This is a genomic window from Citrobacter sp. CK199 (genome assembly GCF_030333285.1).
Taxonomy (GTDB): Bacteria; Pseudomonadota; Gammaproteobacteria; order Enterobacterales; family Enterobacteriaceae; genus Citrobacter_B; species Citrobacter_B koseri.
Genome location: NZ_JAOWGF010000029.1, coordinates 92,353 through 110,441, shown reverse-complemented (window position 1 = coordinate 110,441; position 18,089 = coordinate 92,353). Strand labels below are relative to the sequence as shown.

General features: G+C 52.2%; 14 protein-coding genes. 4 read left to right on the top strand and 10 right to left on the bottom strand.

The window, feature by feature from the left end:
• Positions 1 to 146: 146 nt before the first annotated feature.
• Positions 147 to 1,040: a MurR/RpiR family transcriptional regulator gene (locus tag OGX75_RS18875; RefSeq protein ID WP_199971729.1), complete on the top strand. Its 894-nt coding sequence runs from the start codon at positions 147 to 149 to the stop codon at positions 1,038 to 1,040.
• 37 nt (positions 1,041 to 1,077) lie between these two features.
• Here OGX75_RS18875 and OGX75_RS18870 read toward each other — a convergent pair whose 3' ends face one another.
• Entirely contained in the window at positions 1,078 to 2,448 is a 1,371-nt protein-coding gene (locus OGX75_RS18870) for a class-II fumarase/aspartase family protein (RefSeq protein ID WP_012134493.1), read from the bottom strand.
• A gap of 414 nt (positions 2,449 to 2,862) precedes the next feature.
• On the opposite strand from OGX75_RS18870, the gene OGX75_RS18865 reads away from it, so the two are divergent.
• Together OGX75_RS18865 and OGX75_RS18860 are read left to right on the top strand one after the other, a co-directional pair.
• Positions 2,863 to 3,900 carry a porin gene (locus tag OGX75_RS18865; protein ID WP_199971727.1) on the top strand — a complete coding sequence of 346 codons (1,038 nt, stop codon included), beginning with the start codon at positions 2,863 to 2,865 and terminating at the stop codon, positions 3,898 to 3,900.
• A 10-nt stretch (positions 3,901 to 3,910) separates the two neighbouring features.
• Complete coding sequence (locus OGX75_RS18860; protein ID WP_012134496.1) at positions 3,911 to 4,687, top strand: SGNH/GDSL hydrolase family protein; 777 nt, start codon at positions 3,911 to 3,913, stop codon at positions 4,685 to 4,687.
• 31 nt (positions 4,688 to 4,718) lie between these two features.
• Here the strand turns inward: OGX75_RS18860 and OGX75_RS18855 are convergent, their stop codons facing one another.
• Both OGX75_RS18855 and OGX75_RS18850 read right to left on the bottom strand, forming a co-directional pair.
• A complete protein-coding gene (locus OGX75_RS18855) occupies positions 4,719 to 4,949 on the bottom strand; it encodes a hypothetical protein (RefSeq protein ID WP_286451471.1) in 231 nt (76 codons plus the stop codon).
• 30 nt (positions 4,950 to 4,979) lie between these two features.
• Entirely contained in the window at positions 4,980 to 7,187 is a 2,208-nt protein-coding gene (locus OGX75_RS18850; RefSeq protein WP_286451470.1) for a TonB-dependent receptor, read from the bottom strand.
• Between the two features lie 341 nt (positions 7,188 to 7,528).
• Between OGX75_RS18850 and OGX75_RS18845 the strand changes: the two genes are divergently transcribed.
• Positions 7,529 to 8,596: a LacI family DNA-binding transcriptional regulator gene (locus tag OGX75_RS18845; protein ID WP_340157725.1), complete on the top strand. Its 1,068-nt coding sequence runs from the start codon at positions 7,529 to 7,531 to the stop codon at positions 8,594 to 8,596.
• Positions 8,597 to 8,634: 38 nt separating this feature from the next.
• Here the strand turns inward: OGX75_RS18845 and OGX75_RS18840 are convergent, their stop codons facing one another.
• The 7 genes from OGX75_RS18840 to uxaC all read right to left on the bottom strand — a co-directional run bounded on the left by OGX75_RS18840 (position 8,635) and on the right by uxaC (position 17,860).
• Positions 8,635 to 9,054: an RbsD/FucU family protein gene (locus OGX75_RS18840; protein ID WP_012134501.1), complete on the bottom strand. Its 420-nt coding sequence runs from the start codon at positions 9,052 to 9,054 to the stop codon at positions 8,635 to 8,637.
• 45 nt (positions 9,055 to 9,099) lie between these two features.
• The gene (locus OGX75_RS18835) at positions 9,100 to 9,864 is read right to left on the bottom strand and encodes an SDR family NAD(P)-dependent oxidoreductase (protein ID WP_049011919.1); all 765 of its coding nucleotides are present in this window, start codon (positions 9,862 to 9,864) and stop codon (positions 9,100 to 9,102) included.
• Between the two features lie 117 nt (positions 9,865 to 9,981).
• On the bottom strand, positions 9,982 to 11,856 hold the full coding sequence (locus tag OGX75_RS18830; RefSeq protein WP_012134503.1) for a TRAP transporter large permease: 1,875 nt from the start codon (positions 11,854 to 11,856) through the stop codon (positions 9,982 to 9,984).
• Positions 11,857 to 11,932: 76 nt separating this feature from the next.
• Positions 11,933 to 12,976, bottom strand: a complete 1,044-nt coding sequence (locus OGX75_RS18825; RefSeq protein ID WP_012134504.1) for a TRAP transporter substrate-binding protein — start codon at positions 12,974 to 12,976, stop codon at positions 11,933 to 11,935.
• 372 nt (positions 12,977 to 13,348) lie between these two features.
• Positions 13,349 to 14,812 carry a mannitol dehydrogenase family protein gene (locus OGX75_RS18820; RefSeq protein WP_286451469.1) on the bottom strand — a complete coding sequence of 488 codons (1,464 nt, stop codon included), beginning with the start codon at positions 14,810 to 14,812 and terminating at the stop codon, positions 13,349 to 13,351.
• 73 nt (positions 14,813 to 14,885) lie between these two features.
• Positions 14,886 to 16,430 carry an MFS transporter gene (locus OGX75_RS18815; protein WP_047459551.1) on the bottom strand — a complete coding sequence of 515 codons (1,545 nt, stop codon included), beginning with the start codon at positions 16,428 to 16,430 and terminating at the stop codon, positions 14,886 to 14,888.
• A gap of 20 nt (positions 16,431 to 16,450) precedes the next feature.
• Positions 16,451 to 17,860, bottom strand: a complete 1,410-nt coding sequence (gene uxaC / locus OGX75_RS18810) for a glucuronate isomerase (RefSeq protein WP_286451468.1) — start codon at positions 17,858 to 17,860, stop codon at positions 16,451 to 16,453.
• Positions 17,861 to 18,089: the final 229 nt, after the last annotated feature.

Below are 18,089 nucleotides of genomic sequence, written 5' to 3'. Positions count from 1 at the left end.
TGTGAGTAAGATCGCATCTTATCTACATGGGGCGCGATCCCGCAGAAAATAAGATGTTTTACTAAATTGCCAGCCACGGAATGATTGACGGCAGAGGTATCTTTTCATATAACAATCTCAATATAAAACGTCACCGGGTACTACACATGTACAGAAAAAACACATTAAGTCTGGATGAGTATAATTCACTCACCCAAAATATTGGTGACCTGACCGAGTCTGAATGTCGGCTTAATGACTATATTAATAAACACTTCAGCGAATTACCTTATCATGGGATTGTCGATCTTTCCCAGAATGCCGCCGTGAGCAAAGCAACCATCGGGCGCTTTCTGAATAAAGTCGGTTTTACCGGCTATGCGGCTTTCAGAAGAGCGCTGGATACCACGCTGTCAAAAAACAAAATCGCCGCGCCTTTTGAGAAAAACAGTCGCCAGCGGCCTAAAAACACCACCAAAACAGAACAGATTGTTGATACCTTTAATAATAAAGTCACTTCATTATTTAATGGTTTTAAACAGACCATCAGCATCGATAGCCTGAATAAATTCATCGAACTGGTACTCAACAGCCAGCGCCATATTTATGTGGTCGGCCCTTCCTCCTCCCATGCGATGGCGCTGCATTTTTGTACGTTGTTAAAGTACTTTCGCAGCAACATCACTCTTCTGCCTACCGACATCAGCGAGTTGCCCAAGTGCCTGATAAACATCGAACCAGATGATGTTCTGATCGTATTCTCCTACTATCGCTTTAACCGGGTCGCACTCAATATCGCGAAATGGTTCAGAAAGAAAAATTCGACCGTCGTGCTGATCACCAATTCTGATGCCAATCCTTACGGTAAATTCTGCGATCTTCAGTTTGTACTGCCAAGCGACGTGGAGTCCATTTTTCAAAGCCGAATTCTCGGTTTCTTTTTTATCGAACTGATTCTGCATCTGGCTTATGAGAAGAGTGACAATGAAGGCAACTTTGCCCAACTGGAAGAGTTGTTTCTCTTCTTTGAGACATTTTCCGCTTCTTCACATAATACCTGACCAGCAGAGTCGGGAGGGACGCTCCCGACATAAAGCGCTACGCAATATCGATGACTTTCATTTCATCAAACCGCGCGAGGGTCTCGGCAATCAGCGCATCGTTGCAACCAATATAAGACAACGGCTCGCAGGCATCGGCAATTTCTTCTGCGGATAACGACGCCCGAATTTCCGGGCTGGCGTGGACAATGTCGATAAGACTTTGCTCACCATTAGCCTGACTGAGCAGCGCTTTAACTAAATTATAAGCGGGTTCTCGCCCTATTTTGTTCGCCAGACTCATCGTAATCGATTCCGACATAATGAAAGATTTCGAGCAGTCAAAATTAGCGCGCATTCTGTCTTCATTCACAATAAGGTGGGAAAGCAGCTTTTTGGCCCGGCTAAGACTGACCGATAAGGCGTTCGACGCCTCGGGTAGAATCGTCCAGTTCAATACTCTCATCGACGCCGCGCGCACATCCTGCTGATCCAACATCGCAGGCGCGCCGGAGGCGTACATCCAGCCCATCCTCGCCAGCGTCTGAATCATATTGCTGGCGCGCGGATTAGCCTTGTGCGGCATGGTGCTGGAGCCTCCGCCGCCCTCGCCTTCAAGCACTTCCGCGATGGGGGTGCGTCCCAGAGTTTCCACGTCATTCGCCAGGCGGCAGAGCGTACCGTGAATCAGCGCAAAGCATTGAACCACTTCAACAATTGCATCCTGGCTGGCATTGTTTATACCACAGGGGACGTTTAGCCCCAGCGCCCGCATCAACCGCTCACGCGTCGCCATTCCCTGAGAGCCGACGGAGGCAAGATTCCCCACCGCGCCGCCAAACAGACCCGTAATCGCCCGGGGATAGAGCTGTTGCAGCCGGTTCAGATGCCGATTCACCTCCGCCAGATAGCCGGAGACATGCAGCCCCCAGGTCGTGGCGGAGGCATCAACCGAATTGGTGCGCGCAACCATAACGGTGCGGGCATGCTTTAAGGCCATGCCCTTCATCTCTTCCCCTACCTCAATCAGTTGCTGATATACCCGTTGCAGCGTCTGCTGTAATCGCATCGCCACGCCGGAGTCCAGCAGATCCTGGGTGGTGCATCCCCAGTGGAGATAGCGGCTAACCAACGGAGAGCCAGCAGCCGAAATCTGGTCGATCAAGGGCTTAATCGCCATGCCCACCGTTTGCGTTCCCTGGGCTAAGGCAGGCCAGTTTATCTCGATGTTCTGACATGCCTGCTCGATTTCAATCGCCGCCTGTTCAGGAATAATGCCCAGCTCGCTTTGCACGCGCGCTACCGTTGCTTCAAACGTCAACCAGCAGCGAAGCAGATTGTCGTCAGACCAGATTTCCCGCATCCGACTCTCGGTAAAGAGCGATGAATAGAGGTCAGAATCAAATACTGTTGTTTGCTTACCGTACATACTGCGACTCTCCGGCAATATAAAGCATCTTAATATAAAAGGTCGTGAATGAATCTTGCGGGATCGGCCAACTGATTAACAGGGGAAAATAAAATTCCCATTCATAAAATACGTCATGAGAATTTTGCTTTCCCTTTTTAACACCCGAAAAACACAAAAATGAGATAGCTATCACAATGAGTTGCTTTGTTAGTGCAACGCGTATTTCGCTTTGCTTTAACTTTTCGCAAATAATCACCATTAAATTTAGCAACACGATAAAACAGGACATCGTTATGCGCTAAAAATCACATTTTGTAATGAGAAAAAATAATTCCCATATCATGATTTTCCTTTTTTCCAGAACAATCCCCCCTGCGATAAACCGCTCACTCGAACAGACAAATAAGCTAACTATTGTTTTCTGGGGATGCTATGAAAATAAAAATTATTTCACTCATTCTACTGACGGGGATGACAACCTCCTCATATGCGATGAGTATCTATAATAAAGATGGAAATACGCTGGATATTTATGGCCGTGTAGAAGGTAAAATTGCCAGCGGAGAAAACTCTTATGCCGGAAGCGAAACGCGAACGAATCTGGGTGGCCGTCTGGGGATTTACCTCACCCGGGATTTGGATTTTATCCCCGAGACAAAGATCGTAGGCCGTCTGGAATGGCAGGTGCGAACCGAAAAAAACGACAGCAATACCGGGGATAGCGATTTAAAAGCGCGCTACTCCTATATTGGTTTGTCCAATAAAACCTGGGGCGAACTGATTGTCGGCAGGACCAAAAACCCGTTGTATCAGGTCATGAAAATGACTGATAAATATAAAAACTTTACGCCGAATATTTACAGCTACGGCATCACCACCATTGATGACTCCTACCAGTTCAACCGCCAGGACGGCACCGTACAATGGAATGCTAAATTTGCAGGCAATGAGATACAGCTGGCGTGGGTCGCGGGCAATGGCAGCAGTAATGAAGCCCTGGATTATGGCGCAATGGCCAGTTACAGAAACACGCTCAGACTGGGGGATTTCAGACTCACACCGGCGATTGCCGCCAGCCGTTATAAACGCCAGGATGGCGTAAAAACCACTGATGGCCGGAATCAAAACGACCAGATCATGGCAGGCTTGCAGCTCAGCTATAAGAACGTTGAAGCCGCCGTCACCGCATTACGCACATCCATTGCGCGCGATAATAAAAGCGACAATGACTTTAAAGGCATGGATTCATTACTGTCCTGGAAATACGGTAAATTTAAATTCCTTACCGGTTACAGTTTCCTGGATGAGAAAGATAAATCCGTCTATGAAAAAGAGGACTGGCGTGTCGAAACACAAATAACATTAGCCGATGATACCTGGTTATCATTTACTTACGATAAAGCCTTCGCCAATAAAAACCAAAAAGTCAATGATGACGCGCTCATCGTTGGACTCCGCTATGACTTCTGACAGGTGATTTATGAAAAGAATAATGCAGTTATCCCTTGCATCAACTTTTTTATTTGGCAGTTTATGTGTGCATGCTGATGCGCTATTAGCGCCCTCACCCTATGCAAAAATAGAGGGGGATAATAAAATTGTCGCGCTGTATGGCAACTCTTTCACGTTCTATAACAACAATATTAATACCCGGTTGCGGGATCTGACGCGCTCTTTACTGCCGAACCACGCGAAAGGGTATAAATATCGGGGGATCACCATCTCAAGCGGTCATTTAGGCTGGCAAATTCATAATCTCGCCTATCAGAATACATTGCAAAAATGGGACGTTGTCATCTTGCAAGGCAACTCCACGGAGACGATCTCACAGAAAGAGAGCACCCGGCAGAATTTCATCGAATCCGCGACAAAAATGGCGGATATGGCGCATCAGGCAGGTTCAAAAGTCGTGTACTTCATGACCTGGGCAAAGCGGGATCAACCAGAGGATATACAGAAACTTGCTGACGCCTATGTTTCCATTGCGCAGAAAACTGGCGGCTATGTCGCGCCGGTCGGTCTGGCTTTTGAAAAAGCGCGTAAAGCACACCCGGAAATTAATCTTTATTACCACGATGGCGTACACCCTTCCATTGCAGGAACCTATTTAGCCGCCTGTGTGTTCTTTGCCACGCTGTATAACCAGTCGCCAGTGGGCGGAGCGCTGCCCGTAGACACAGATATGACCCCAGCCACCGCAAAAGCATTGCAGCAGATTGCGTGGGAAACCGTCAGCGAGTTTCAGAAATCATCATAGCCGGTTGCCCGATGGCGCAAGCTTATCGGGCCTACAATCTCACCACGCCGTAATACCGTAGGCCGGATAAGGCGAAGCCGCCATCCGGCATTACCCGCACCACACCGTAGTACCGTAGGCCGGATAAGGCAAAGCCGCCATCCGGTATTACCCACACCACGCCGTAATACCGTAGGCCGGATAAGGCAAAGCCGCCATCCGGCATTACCCGCACCACACCGTAATACCGTAGGCCGGATAAGGCGAAGCCGCCATCCGGCATTACTACCGGGCATCCCTGCCCGTTTTTAACTCAGAAGTCGTAATTAACAGACAGCTTCAGGGTACGCGGTTCGCCACGGAACACATACACGCCATCGTAGTCGGATACGCCAGACCAGTATTGCTCGTTGGTGACGTTATCCACCCCTAAACGCCATACCATCTCATTCTGCTCCTGGTTTACGCGCATCCGGTAACGAACGCCGAGGTTAAGCGTGGTGTAACTGTCCAGCTTCTTCTCATTGGCGGCGCCGTCATACTGCGAGCCGGTGTGATTCAGTCGCGCGGTAGCGGTCAGCCCATCAACCTGCCGGATATCATATTCAGCACCGAGAACGGCGGTGAAACGTGGAGTACCGGAAGCATCATTCCCCTGATTGACGCCATCCTGCGTTTTGGTCAGTTTCGGCTGTAACCAGGTCGCACTGCTGTTCAGACGCAGACCGTAAACCGGCTCACCAAACAGGTTAACTTCCACACCCCGGTTACGCTGCTCGCCATCGGTCGAATATTCCTGCGTCGTCTCGTTCTTAATCACGGACGGTTTCTTAATCTCAAACAGCGCCAGGCTACCGCCGACGGTGCCGAAATCAATTTTCACGCCCACTTCATTTTGCTTAGAGTGCAGAATACCGATGCTTTTACCGTAATCCGGCGACTCCTGATCGGTAATGTTTTCACCCGGCTGTAATGCCTCGGTGTGGTTAGCATACAGTGACACCGTGTCCCACGGCTTATATACGATACCGTAGGTCGGCATCCATCGACTTTCCGTATAGCGAGAGTCAGTGTCTTCTTCACCGGTCGCATTGCTGTAGTTACGCACCACCACTTTCTGATTACGCGCGGCGACGGTCAGCAGCACCTGATCATCAAAGAATCCCAGCGTATCGCTGAGGAGATAACCCTGAGTACGGTTTCGGGAGGTTGTCAGCGGATCGTGATAGTTGCCGCCGGCGAGATCCCACTGCGGCATCGGCACGTCATGGTTGTCATAGATATTGGTCATGGAGCCAGGGTTGGCCCAGTTCATACGCCATGCCGTTTTATCGCGTTTGATCACCGCCGAATAGCCCAGGTTCACCTTATGGCTGACCGACCAGGTATCAAATTCGCCGCGAATACCCGCCATACTGCTGAACGCGTCAATAATACGGTTGGTATACAGCACATCGACGACAGCATCACCCGATCTGTTCAGTAATTTTGGCGCGGTATAAATCCCGGTTTCATGCGCATGTTGCGCCCCGGCGCCGCCGTAGACCGTCCAGTTATTCAGGATGTCGTATTCAGCGCGCGCCATACCGAACTGGTTAGTGATATCACTGTAGCCCCACTTCTGGCTGTAGTTATCCGTGTTGTTCGGTACATCCGGCACGAAATCGACGCCGCTTAAGTTAATCCCCATCGTCCCGCCGTGGAACGTCTTCTTCTGGGCGGCGACATCCAGCGAGGAGCGCAGTTTATCGCCGCGATAATCCAGCCCGAGGGCGGCCAGCGTCGTGCGTTTTTTCTCGTTATCAACGGCGGTTTCGCCTTCACGATGCAGAATGTTTACTCGCGCGCCAAACTGATTGTTGTCGCCAAAACGACGACCGGCATCCAGCGTGGTACCTACCTGAGTTGAAGAGGTGTAATCCACTCCCAGGCGCGTCAGCGGCAGGTCATCAGCATGTTTCGGCTCCATGTTGACCATACCGCCCACCCCGGAACTTGCCGCGCCGTTCACAAAAGAGCTGGCGCCTTTAAACACTTCCACGCGCTCAAACAGCGAAGCATCCACGACCTGACGCGGCAGCACGCCAGCCAGACCGCCCCAGGTCACGTCATCCCCCGCCAGCTCAAAGCCGCGAATACGATAGTTTTCTGAGAAGTTCCCGTATCCCTGTACGGGCTGTACTGCGGCGTCGTTTTTCAGCACCTCGCCGATGGTCTTCGCCTGCTGGTCTTCCACCAGTTTTGAGGTGTAACCGATAACATTAAACGGCACATCCATCGCTTTTTGTTCGCCCAGAACCCCCAGTCGTCCTCCGTGGGCAACCTGCCCCTCCAGGAACGCGGGCACCTGCGCGTCGCCACCGGCTTTAAAACCACTGTTTGCGGATTTGGCCTCAACGACCATCGTATCTTCTTTCCCGGTAGTGTCTTCTGCTGCGTAAACACCGTGAGCGGCGGCACCAATCGCGAATGCCAGCAAGGATTTTTGCAGAGAATAATTATTTTTTGCGCTGCTTTTCATCATTAATCTCATGAATACAAGGACACGAAAAAACCCGTTTAAAATGGGGTTTTATTGAATGAAACCCGAACAAAAATGCTCGTTTTATGTATGGGAAGGGTTTTCCATATATATGTTCTGTGTCCATCCTTGATACGAAGAATAATCACCGAAACCCGCACAGCCAACATGATAATGAGAGTAAAACTCATTATCAATGTTATTTAGATTTTTCATTGTGTGAACAACGGTTACGGGATTTATGGCATTGACACGATTAGCTGTAACGTTACACTAAACCGTTGTAGTTTATACTCTGCTATCCAGATGGCGATACTGAATGAGCCGCCATTCACCGATTGCTGCAAAGGAGATGTATGGCAAACATTCGAGATGTCGCAAAGCATGCGGGCGTTTCCGTCAGCACGGTGTCCAATGTGCTTAACGGCCGCGCCGATCAAATGCGCCCGGAAACGCTGGCGCGCATTCAGCAAAGCATGCAAACGCTCAACTATTTCCCCAACCGGGTCGCCCAGCAACTCAAAACGGGGCAGGCAAAAATGATCGGTTTACTGGTGCCATCCATCGTGAACCCCAGCTTTGCGGCACTGGCGCGTGAAGTGGATCTGGCCGCCAAAAAACACCTCTACCGCGTGCTGATCGGCAACACCTATCGCCAAATCGAAGAAGAAGAAGCGTTTCTGGAAGATATGTTTGCTCATGGCGTTCGCGGGATTATTGTGGCCGCCTGTGATATCGAAAAGCCGCATTTCGCCCGCGCGGCGGCGCAGGGCATGATAATGGTGAACTACGATGGCCGTATGCCCGCAAGCGTTGACTCTGGCGGTTTCGCGCTGGACAGCGTGTCGATGGATAACGTTGAGGCGGGCCGAATGGCGGCAGAGCATCTTATCGCGCGCGGGTGTCGCCGCCTCGCGTTTGCGACCGTCGCAGGGATGACCCCCAGCCGCGCGCATAAAATAGAAGGCTTTCTCAGCGCGGTACGCCAGCACGACATGTATCGTGAAGGGATGATCATCGAAGGAAAAGCGATGGCCGCCTACGGAGATACCGAAATGACCGAACTGGGCCGTTCTCTGGCGCAAACCCTCTGCCAGCAATCCCTTCGTCCTGACGGCATCGTCGCCATTAACGATGCGCTTGGCATTGGTTTGATGAGTGGTTTGCACGAAGCCCGTATCCGCGTGCCGGAAGAGATCTCTCTCGTCGGTATCGACAATATTTCACTCTCTGGCCTGGTTTACCCCGGCCTGACCTCTATTATGCCGCCGCTCACGGAGATGGCGGACGTGATGGTTGAGCGCCTGATCGCCCGAATAGAGACTCCGGCAATCCCTCCCGACGAGTTTTTGTTTCCCCCTTCTCTGGTATGCCGACAATCGGTGCGGGAAGCGGAAAATATACGATGAGAATAACGCGAGAAGAACGTCGCGTTTTTCTCGTCTTCTCAGAGTAATGTCGGGCCGACGGTGAGGAGAATATTGGCAAAACGGCGGGTTTCGCCTGACGCAATCACCAGCAGCGTATCCGATGATTTCGCCAGCGCGTAAAACGCATTTCGCTCAACATGAGCAAGTTCCGTCATTTCTGAAAGCAGACCACGGTATTCACGCTCAATCGTGTTATCAAATTCAGCCGGGCTCGTCATTAACGTCGCTTTCTCTACGTTAATATAGCCAAGAATTTTCTCCAGAATCATCACGCTGCCAATTAAGCCGGGAGAAAAGTTAAGCCAGATAATACGTGCCTGCGGTGACGAGTTGGTCAGGAAAGAGTAATTCGCATCCGCGATCAGAATATTGGCTTTATGACCGCACTGCGCCAATGCCTGTAATAAATCAGGATGAATAATATCTGACTTTATCATAAAGAGTCCCTTTTAAATCAGGCGGGTTTTACAACCCGCCCGCTTTTACGCCCGATAAATACCGCCATTAATATCAATCGTCGCGCCGGAGACGAAACCATCATATTCAGAGGCGAGGAAACAGATTACCCGGGCGACATCTTCAGGCGTACCGGCGCGCCCCAAAGGAATAGCCTGAATCGTCTGGTCGGCAGACGCCTGCGTCGTATGCTGATTATGAAAACGGGTGCCCAGAATCAATCCTGGGGCCACGGCGTTCACCCGAATGCCAGATTCGCCCAGTTCGGCGGCAAGTGAGCGCGTCCAGGTCAAGACGGCGCCTTTCGTGGTGGAATAAACCAGAGAGCCCGCATGGCCGCCGGAACGACCGGCTAATGACGCCAGATTCACAATGCTCGCCCCATCTGGCGAGGCTTTCAGCCAGGGTAACGCCTGCTGGGTGACATTGAGCATCGTGGTCATATTCACGTCAATAACGGTACGCCAGAACTGTGGTTCGATCTCGCCGAGCCATTTTCGGGCGATAATTCCACCGACGTTATTCACCAGAATATCAATGCCGCCAAGAAACGCCGCGCCCTGCGCAACGCACCGCGCGGCATCTTCCTCATTCGTTAAATCAGCATAACCGCAAGCCGCCCGGCTTCCTTTTTGCTCCGCAATGGCCATTAATTCTCGTGGGCCTTCTTCGCCGCTGAAATAATGAATATAGATATCACATCCGGCCTCAATTAATTTTCTGGCCGTTTCTTTACCAATACCCTGTTCCGCACCGGTAATAAAAACTTTTTTACCCACTAATGATCCCATTTCATACTCCACTTATTCAGATTTAAACATCGCCAGGCGATAACCTGTCGCGTTACTGCTATTTTCAGCGCGCGGACATCCCCGCCACTGAGCGTGGCGAATATCCGTAATGAATAATCAGTAGCCTGCCAGTCCAGGCAACCAGGTGGTTAATGGCGGCGCCATCGCCACAATGATGATGCCGACGAAAACAACCGCCAGATATTTCGCCATTGGCCGAATAACATGTTTCATCTCCACACCGCAGATGGCGCAGGTGGTATACAGCCCTAATCCAATCGGCGGTGAAAATAAGCCAAAGCCCATCGCCAGAATCATGACAATACCGAAATGCAGCGGGTTAAACCCAAGCTGAATGGCGATTGGCACCAGGATAGGGGCGAAAATGATCAACGCTGGCGCACCTTCCAGAACCGCGCCAAAGATAATCAGAATCACAATGGTCAACAGCAGGAACAGCCAGGCGCCCTGCTCCATCCCAATCCCCACCAGCAGTTCAGCAATTTGCTGCGGAATCATCTGTATCGTCAGCGCATAAGAAAGGCTGGTCGCGCAGGCGACGATGAACAGCAGTACGCCGGACATAGCCGCGATATCAATAAACATTTTTACCGTCGCTTTCAGCGTCAGCTCGCGAAACGCCAGGCGACCGACAACGATGGCGTAAATCACCGCAAAGGCGGAGATTTCTGTCGAGGTGGCAATCCCCATCATCACCCCACGGCCAATCATAAAGATCATGACCAGCCCCACGGCGGCGCCAAGGTAGAGCTGCGCACGCGGGCGTAAAACCGGGTAAGCCTCGCTGACGTTAATTTTTCCGCCGAAACGATTGGCCGCGATCATCAGCAGTACCAGCAGGCAGACGGCGGGAACCAGGCCGGCGATAAACAGCGCGCCGATGGAGATATTCGCCACAAACCCCATGACGATCAGGTTTACGCACGGAGGAATGGTCTCCGCCATCACCGCCGATGCGGCGAACACCCCTGCGGCCTCTTCGCTGTCCTGCTTAGCGCGACGCACCGCAGGCATCAAGACACCGCCCACTGCGGCGACATCCGCCAGTTTGGAACCGGAAATCCCAGAGAAGAAGGCCATCGACAGCACGGTCGTCATGTTTAACCCGCCGCGAAAGCGCCCCATCCCGCGCACAATCAGCTCAACCAGACGCGTTGACATCCCGTTGATTTCCATTGCCGCCCCGGCAAGTAAAAAGAACGGAATCGCCAGCAGAACAAAGTGATCCACCCCGGCGGCAACCTGCTGAGAGAAAAAGACAAACGGTAACGATGGATCGCAAATAAAGAACACCATTGCGGACATGCCCAGCGTAAACGCGATAGGCACACCGGCCAGGATACCCAGCGCAAAACAGATCAGCATCAGCCCCGCCGCCGCGCTGGCCGGATCGGCCATCAGCGAGAGTTTCAGATACCCCAGCGCCGCCAGCACCAGGATTCCGCCGCCGCTGAGCAGAACAACCCGCGCGCGTTCATGCAGCGCATGTTCCAGCGCGGCCACCATCATCACCACGGAACCGATCAACACCGGGATAACGTAAATCGTCTGCGGCAGGCCGGTCTCGGTCGTTTGTACCCGCGCGGCCTGCACCAGGTCATAGCTGGAAATTACCAGCCCCACCGACACCAGAAACAGCACCCAACGACTGGCGTGGATAACATAAGGGCGCACCTGCTCGGGCAAAAAACGCAGGAACAGATCGACGCCAATATGCCCGCCTCTGCCTGTGGACGTGGCCACGCCAAAAAAGACGAGGGCAATCATCAGCGCACGCGCCACCTCTTCCGCCCAGTGAATCGGTGAATGCAATGCGTAGCGCCAGATAACGGATGCGAATACCACCAGTACGTTGATAAACAGCACCAGTGCCCCGGCCCAGGATGTTAAGGTCGTTAAGCCTCTGCTCAGTCGGCCTAACAGCATCAGCAAAGCATTTTCATCCTTTGCTTTCATAGAGATATCTGCCATGTTGGACTCCTTTCATGGGCTTACCGGGTGATACCGCCGACCCACCCCAAAACCGGCTGAATCGGCGGCTCACGTATTACGACTTATCGCCTGGCGCCGCGGCGGTAATCTCATCAACAATCGGTTTCATATCAGGATATTGATCGAGGAATGCCTTCCAGACCGGCTGCACCTGCTGCGCAAAGTACGCGCGATCGGTCTCGCGGAATGTCACCCCTTTGGCTTCCAGGTTTTTAATCGCTTCCTGCTCTTTCTGGCTTGCCTGCTGGCGCTCGTACTCTGTGGCTTCCTGCGCCGCCGCAAGGACGTCGGCCCGCAGCGCTTCTGGAATTTGCTCGAAGCTCTTCTTATTCATGGCGATCATCAGCGGGTTAAAGCTATGGCGGGTCAGGGTGCCATTCTTGATAATTTCATAATATTTGCTGGAGTAGATGGTCGGCGCATCATGTTCAACGCCATCGATAACGCCCATTTGCAGACTGGAATAGACCTCGCCGCCCGGCATCGGAATCGCCACCGCGCCCATATGATTCAGCGTGGCGATAAAGTTAGGCACTGGCAGGACGCGGATTTTCAGATTCTTTAAATCTTCAGGTTTTTCAATGGCCTTTTTGGTATACACATTACGCGCGCCTAAGTTATAGCCATAACCCAGCACCATAACGTTGGCTTTATTCAGCATTAACGCAGAAAGCTGCTCGCCCGCTTTTCCGTCCAGCGTTTTGCCAACCTGGTCGTAATCTTTAAACAGATACCCCAGATCCAGAACGCCGATTTCAGGCACCAGCGTGGCCCAAATCGAGGTGCCGGAGATCATCATATTGATTGCGCCAATGCGTACCTGCTGCGTGGCATCGGCCTCTTTTCCTAACATCCCGTTGGCGAAATAGTTGAGCTTAATTTGCCCTTTCAATTTTTCGTTTTTGTTCAGGTTCTCCTGAAAACGGGTAAACCAGATATAGTGCGCGGAGGAATCATCCCCGGGCAAAGAGGAGTAAACGCGAAAATTAAGCGCTGCCTGAGCAAAAGAAGTCACCACACTGCCCGCTATCAGCGCGGTACTTAAGCAAGCTAAAGCTAAAAAACGTCTGGTCGAACGAAGCTGTTTTATTTCCATCATGATTGTCCTTCCACATACCATTAGGGTAGCGATAACGCCGTCTGGCACCGCTAAATCGCCAGGAGAGTAAATGAGAAAAACTGCTGTATGTTTCTTCTGTAACGTTTTAGTGTAACGTTACAGAAACTATCCGCCTCCCTGTACAAAAGCAAGTCGCTTCCTTTCATCAGTGGGAGTGATATGTGAATTTTGTGGCGGACATCGCTAATTCGCGCAGGTGCGTTACATCGTTAAAACGACATCATTGCTGTTTAGTCACTGTTTAGCGCAGAAGGAAGCGACGGGAGAGAAAAAAGAGGAAAAGGGTTGGTGAATGGGGGGCGTCAGTCAACGCAGGAGTGCCGTCGTTATCTGGCGGCACTCCTTTACGCTTTACCGTTCAGAGATATAGCGGGCGACCGTCGCTTTCGCGCCGTTTTCCAGCAGCGACAGGTAAGCCTGCGTTACCTGCGCCACAAACAGCGGCTCATGCGGTAATTCGTTCCCGAAAATGGCCTCCACGCCCAGCAGCGCTTTTACCCGCGCCTCGCCTTCCGCGCTCTGCATCACCGCATTCTGCAAGACCGGCAACAGCGGATCGCTGACGTCAATACGGTTTCCCTGTTCATCCACCCCGCCGACGTAACGCATCCAGCCCGCAACGCCCAGCGCCAGCAGATCGAAACGATGGTGGTGAACCAGGTGCCAGCGAACGGAATCCAGCATGCGCTGCGGCAGTTTCTGGCTGCCGTCCATCGCAATCTGCCAGGTACGGTGACGCAGTCCCGTGTTGCTGTAGCGCACAATCAGCATATCGGCATAGCGGGTGAGATCCACCCCCGTCACGTTCAGCGTCGGCGCCTGCTCTTCCAGCATCAGCGCCCTCGCGGCGTGTCGGAAGTGCTCATCTTCCATACACTCATTAATGTGCTGATAGCCGGAAAGATAACCCAGATAAGCGAGGAAAGAGTGGCTGCCATTAAGCATACGCAGCTTCATCTCTTCAAACGGCAGCACGTCAGCCACCAGTTCGGCTCCGGCCTTTTCCCATTCCGGGCGGCCTGCGACAAAGTTATCCTCGATAACCCACTGGCGGAATGGCTCGCAGGCCACGCCTGCCGGGTCGCGCACGCCGGTAAGCTGTTCAATCTTATCCAGCGTTTCCGCCGTCATCGCCGGGACGATACGATCCACCATCGTGGAGGGGAACGTCACGTTCTGCGCAATCCAGGCAGCCAGCCCGGCATCAACGGCTTGCGCATAGGCGCATATTACGTTGCGCATGACATGACCGTTTTCCGGCATATTGTCGCAGGACATCACGGTAAACGCCGGGAGACCCGCCGCTCTGCGGCGCGCCAGCGCGGCGACAATAACGCCCGGCGCTGATTTTGGCTGCTGAGGGTTTTGCAGATCGGCAACGATAGCCGGGTGATCGAGCATCAACTGGCCGGTAGCCGGAGAGTGGCAGTAGCCTTTTTCCGTGATCGTCAACGATACAATGGCAATCTGCGGCTCGCACATGGCAGCCAGCGCCGTTTCCAGGCCATCCACCTGCGCATGCAGCGCGTTCTTCACTACGCCAACCACGCGGGCGGTCCAGGCATCGGCCGACATTTCCGCCACCGTATAGAGGCGATCCTGATTTTTCAGATCGGCGATCTGCTGCTCGCCGCCAATCAGGTTAACTTCGGTGTAGCCCCAGTCGCTGCCGTGTTCCGCAGCCAGAATATCCGCATAAACGGCCTGATGCGCACGATGAAACGCACCAAATCCCAGGTGAACAATTCGCGGAACCAGCGCGTTGCGATCCCAGTTCGGAACGGTGGCTTTCGCGTGTAATAGCTTATTTTGCATCTTTCTACTCACTGTATAAAAAGAGGGATTGGCGGCAGCAGGCCTATTGCGCCCTTGCTGCCGCCAGGCTGTATCAGCTCAGTATGGAGGTGGGTTCAGCGGGCTTTACCCGTTCAGGCGCGCTTTGACACCAGAGCGAGTCATAGCTGTAGCCCGTCAGGTCTTCCACAATATGGCGGGCTTCCGGCGTCACATCCTGTTTAAGACCGTCCGCTTTGAGGCGTTCAATTTCGTCCACGAAAATTTTGTGCGTGCGCTTATTCAGATGGAAGGTCAGCGCTTGCCACAGTGCAATGATCAGAAGCCCGGCCGTACCAACGAACAGCAGCATGGCAATGGTCGTGATCGCTTCCTGCGGCTGCGTCTGGCTGCCTTTCACGAAGCCGCCGCTTTGCAGAAGCAGGCCCACGGCAAAGGTCGCAATAGCTACCGTTGTCTTACGGGAGAACGTCATGACGGCGGCAAACAGCCCTTCACGGCGCTGACGGGTGATCATTTCGTCAATGTCCGGGATGAACGGGAACACGTTCCACGGCGTGAACTCCAGAATGCAGCGCCCGACCTGGTAAACCCCGGCGAGAATCACCAGCAATACGATTTTGTTGTCGGTCGGGAACTGGTAAACCAGGAAGAACCCGCCCAGGCACAGCATCATCAGGCTGTAGGAGAAGACATAGAGGCGAGAAGGGCCATATTTAATAATCGCCACGCCCGCCGCCAGCGTGACCGGCAAGCCGACGATACTCATCGACAGCAATGTTCCCGCCAGCGAGGATGAAACATTCAGGCAGTAGACGCAGAAAAAGACGAATACGGTGTTGTAGACATCCTTGGCGGTAAAGGAGAAGAGATAGATCGCCAGATGTTTACGAAACGCGCGCACTTTTAACGTTGAGGCATACTCTTTGAACAGGTTGCCAAACGCCGCCAGTTTTTCGCCAGCGGTCATCGGCTGACGCTCTTTTTCCATTTCCGCCAGCATTTCCGGCGTCAGTTCACGTTCCCAGGTCACTTTCCAGGAGATAAACACACAGACCGTAAACAGCACGGCAAATACAACGCCGTTGATCAGATACGCATCCGCGTTGTTTTCACCCAGCCAGCCGATCAGCAGGCCCGGAATAAAGGTGGCAAGGAACGTCCCGGATGCCGACAGGAACATGCGGCACGTTGACAGTTTGGTACGGTCATTGAAGTCTTTGGTCATCTCAGACGGCAGCGTTTCCCACGGGATCAGTACCATAGCGGCGATAATCTCAAAGGCCAGGTACACAGCGAGATAGAACCAGAAGTTCATGCCGTTCATCCATAACAGGATGTAAACCAGCATGAGTGGCGCGCCAATGAGCAGGAAGAAACGGCGGCGGCCAAATTTCTTGCCCAAATAATGCTTATAGAAATGGTCCGTGAAGCTGCCCATAAACAGGCTCACGATCGCATCGACAATACGCGCGATCGCCACAATAGATGCCGCTTCAATCGGCGACAGACCAACAAAGGTGGTATAGAAGAAAAGCAGCCAGGCACCGATAACGGTAAATGCGCCGCCCCCCATGATATCCGTCAGGCCGTAGCCGATACTGACGGGAATGGTGACTTTTCTGTTCTTACGGGTCATCGTTTATTCCTGCATCAGTCTTATCGAAAACGGAAATAGCGGCGGGCGTTATCCACGCAGATGCCACGAATCATGTTATTGAGGATCGCATCGTCCTCCGGCACTTCCCCTCTTTCGACCCACCCGCCAATCAAATCACAGAGGATTCGGCGGAAATAATCGTGTCGGGTATAGGAGACAAAGCTACGGGAATCCGTCAGCATACCAATAAAGTTAGAGAGTAATCCCTGATCGGCAAGCGTATTGAGCTGATTCACCATGCCGCGTCGCGTATCGTTAAACCACCAGCCGGAGCCAAATTGCAGCGGGGATTTCACGCCATCTTCACCGCTCTGGAAATTAGCGATGGTGGAGGCAACCACATCGTTATAGCTGGCGTTGAGGTTATAGAGGATCGTTTTCGGCAGACCGTTGTTTTCCGCCATTGCGTTCAGCAGACCATTCAGGCTTTCCGCAAGGTGCGTCTGATCGCCAATGGAATCAAAGCCACAGTTAATGCCGATTTTTTCGAACATTGGCGTGTTATTGTTGCGAATCGCGCCAAAGTGAATCTGCATTGCCCAGTCGCGCTGTTTGTACATTTTGGCTAAGGCGACAAAAATAAGGCTATCCCAGGCCTGAAGTTCATCTTCACTCAGCGCATCACCTGCCAGTCGGCGCTGGAACAGCGCGGCCTGGCCGGCAGCATCAAGCGGGCGAAAACGAACGGCCAGCGGCCCATGATCCGACACCCGGCAACCCGTGCTGTGGAAAAAATCGACGCGCGCTTCAAGCGCCGCGAGAAACTCATTCAGAGTGGTAATGGTTTTTCCGGTTTTCTGCGACAGGCGAGACACAAACGTCAGGAAGCGATCGGGATGCGTTTCAAACAGTTCATCGGGACGGAAGGTCGGCAGCACGAGCGTTGAAAAATCACGCTTTTCCGCCAGTCGCTGATGATATTCCAGATCGTCAAGCGGCCCATCGGTTGTGCAAAGCGCTTCAACATTTGAACGGGTAATTAACGCCTGCGGTAAAAAATCATCGCGACGTAATTGTTCATTACACTGCGCCATAATCGTGCGCCAGTTCTTACTGTTTAGCGTTTCCTCAATCGCGAAATAATATTTCAGTTCAAGATGAGTCCAGTGATACAGCGGATTACCAAAACTGGCCTCAACGGTTTGCGCCCACGCTTCAAATTTTTCCTCTGAAGAGGCATCGCCGGTAATTTTCCGCTCGGGTATGCCATTGGCGCGCATCGCCCGCCATTTATAATGGTCCCCTTCCAGCCAAAGCTGGGTAATATCGGCAAAAGGTTTGTTTTCCCAAATCGCTTTCGCTTCAAGATGGCAGTGATAGTCAATAATAGGTAACGTCTTAGCCAGCTCAGAATACAACCGCTGACCCGGTTCGTTATTTATCATAAAACTTTGATTTATCATGGACATAATTACTCCGCACAAGGGGATGGCTTTTGCTAAAACGTCCCCAGGTTGAGGCTAAAATCGGTGTATGACAGGTACTTAATAGCCCCGACATTACCCCTCCCGCCCATTTAAAGTCTACTACCATACAAGTGTAATTAAGAAATTTGTGACTTAAATCATGTTATGCAACTTTCAATAAAAAAATCACTTTCAGTCGTAATGGCGTGTATTAATCCCTGTGCTATAGCGG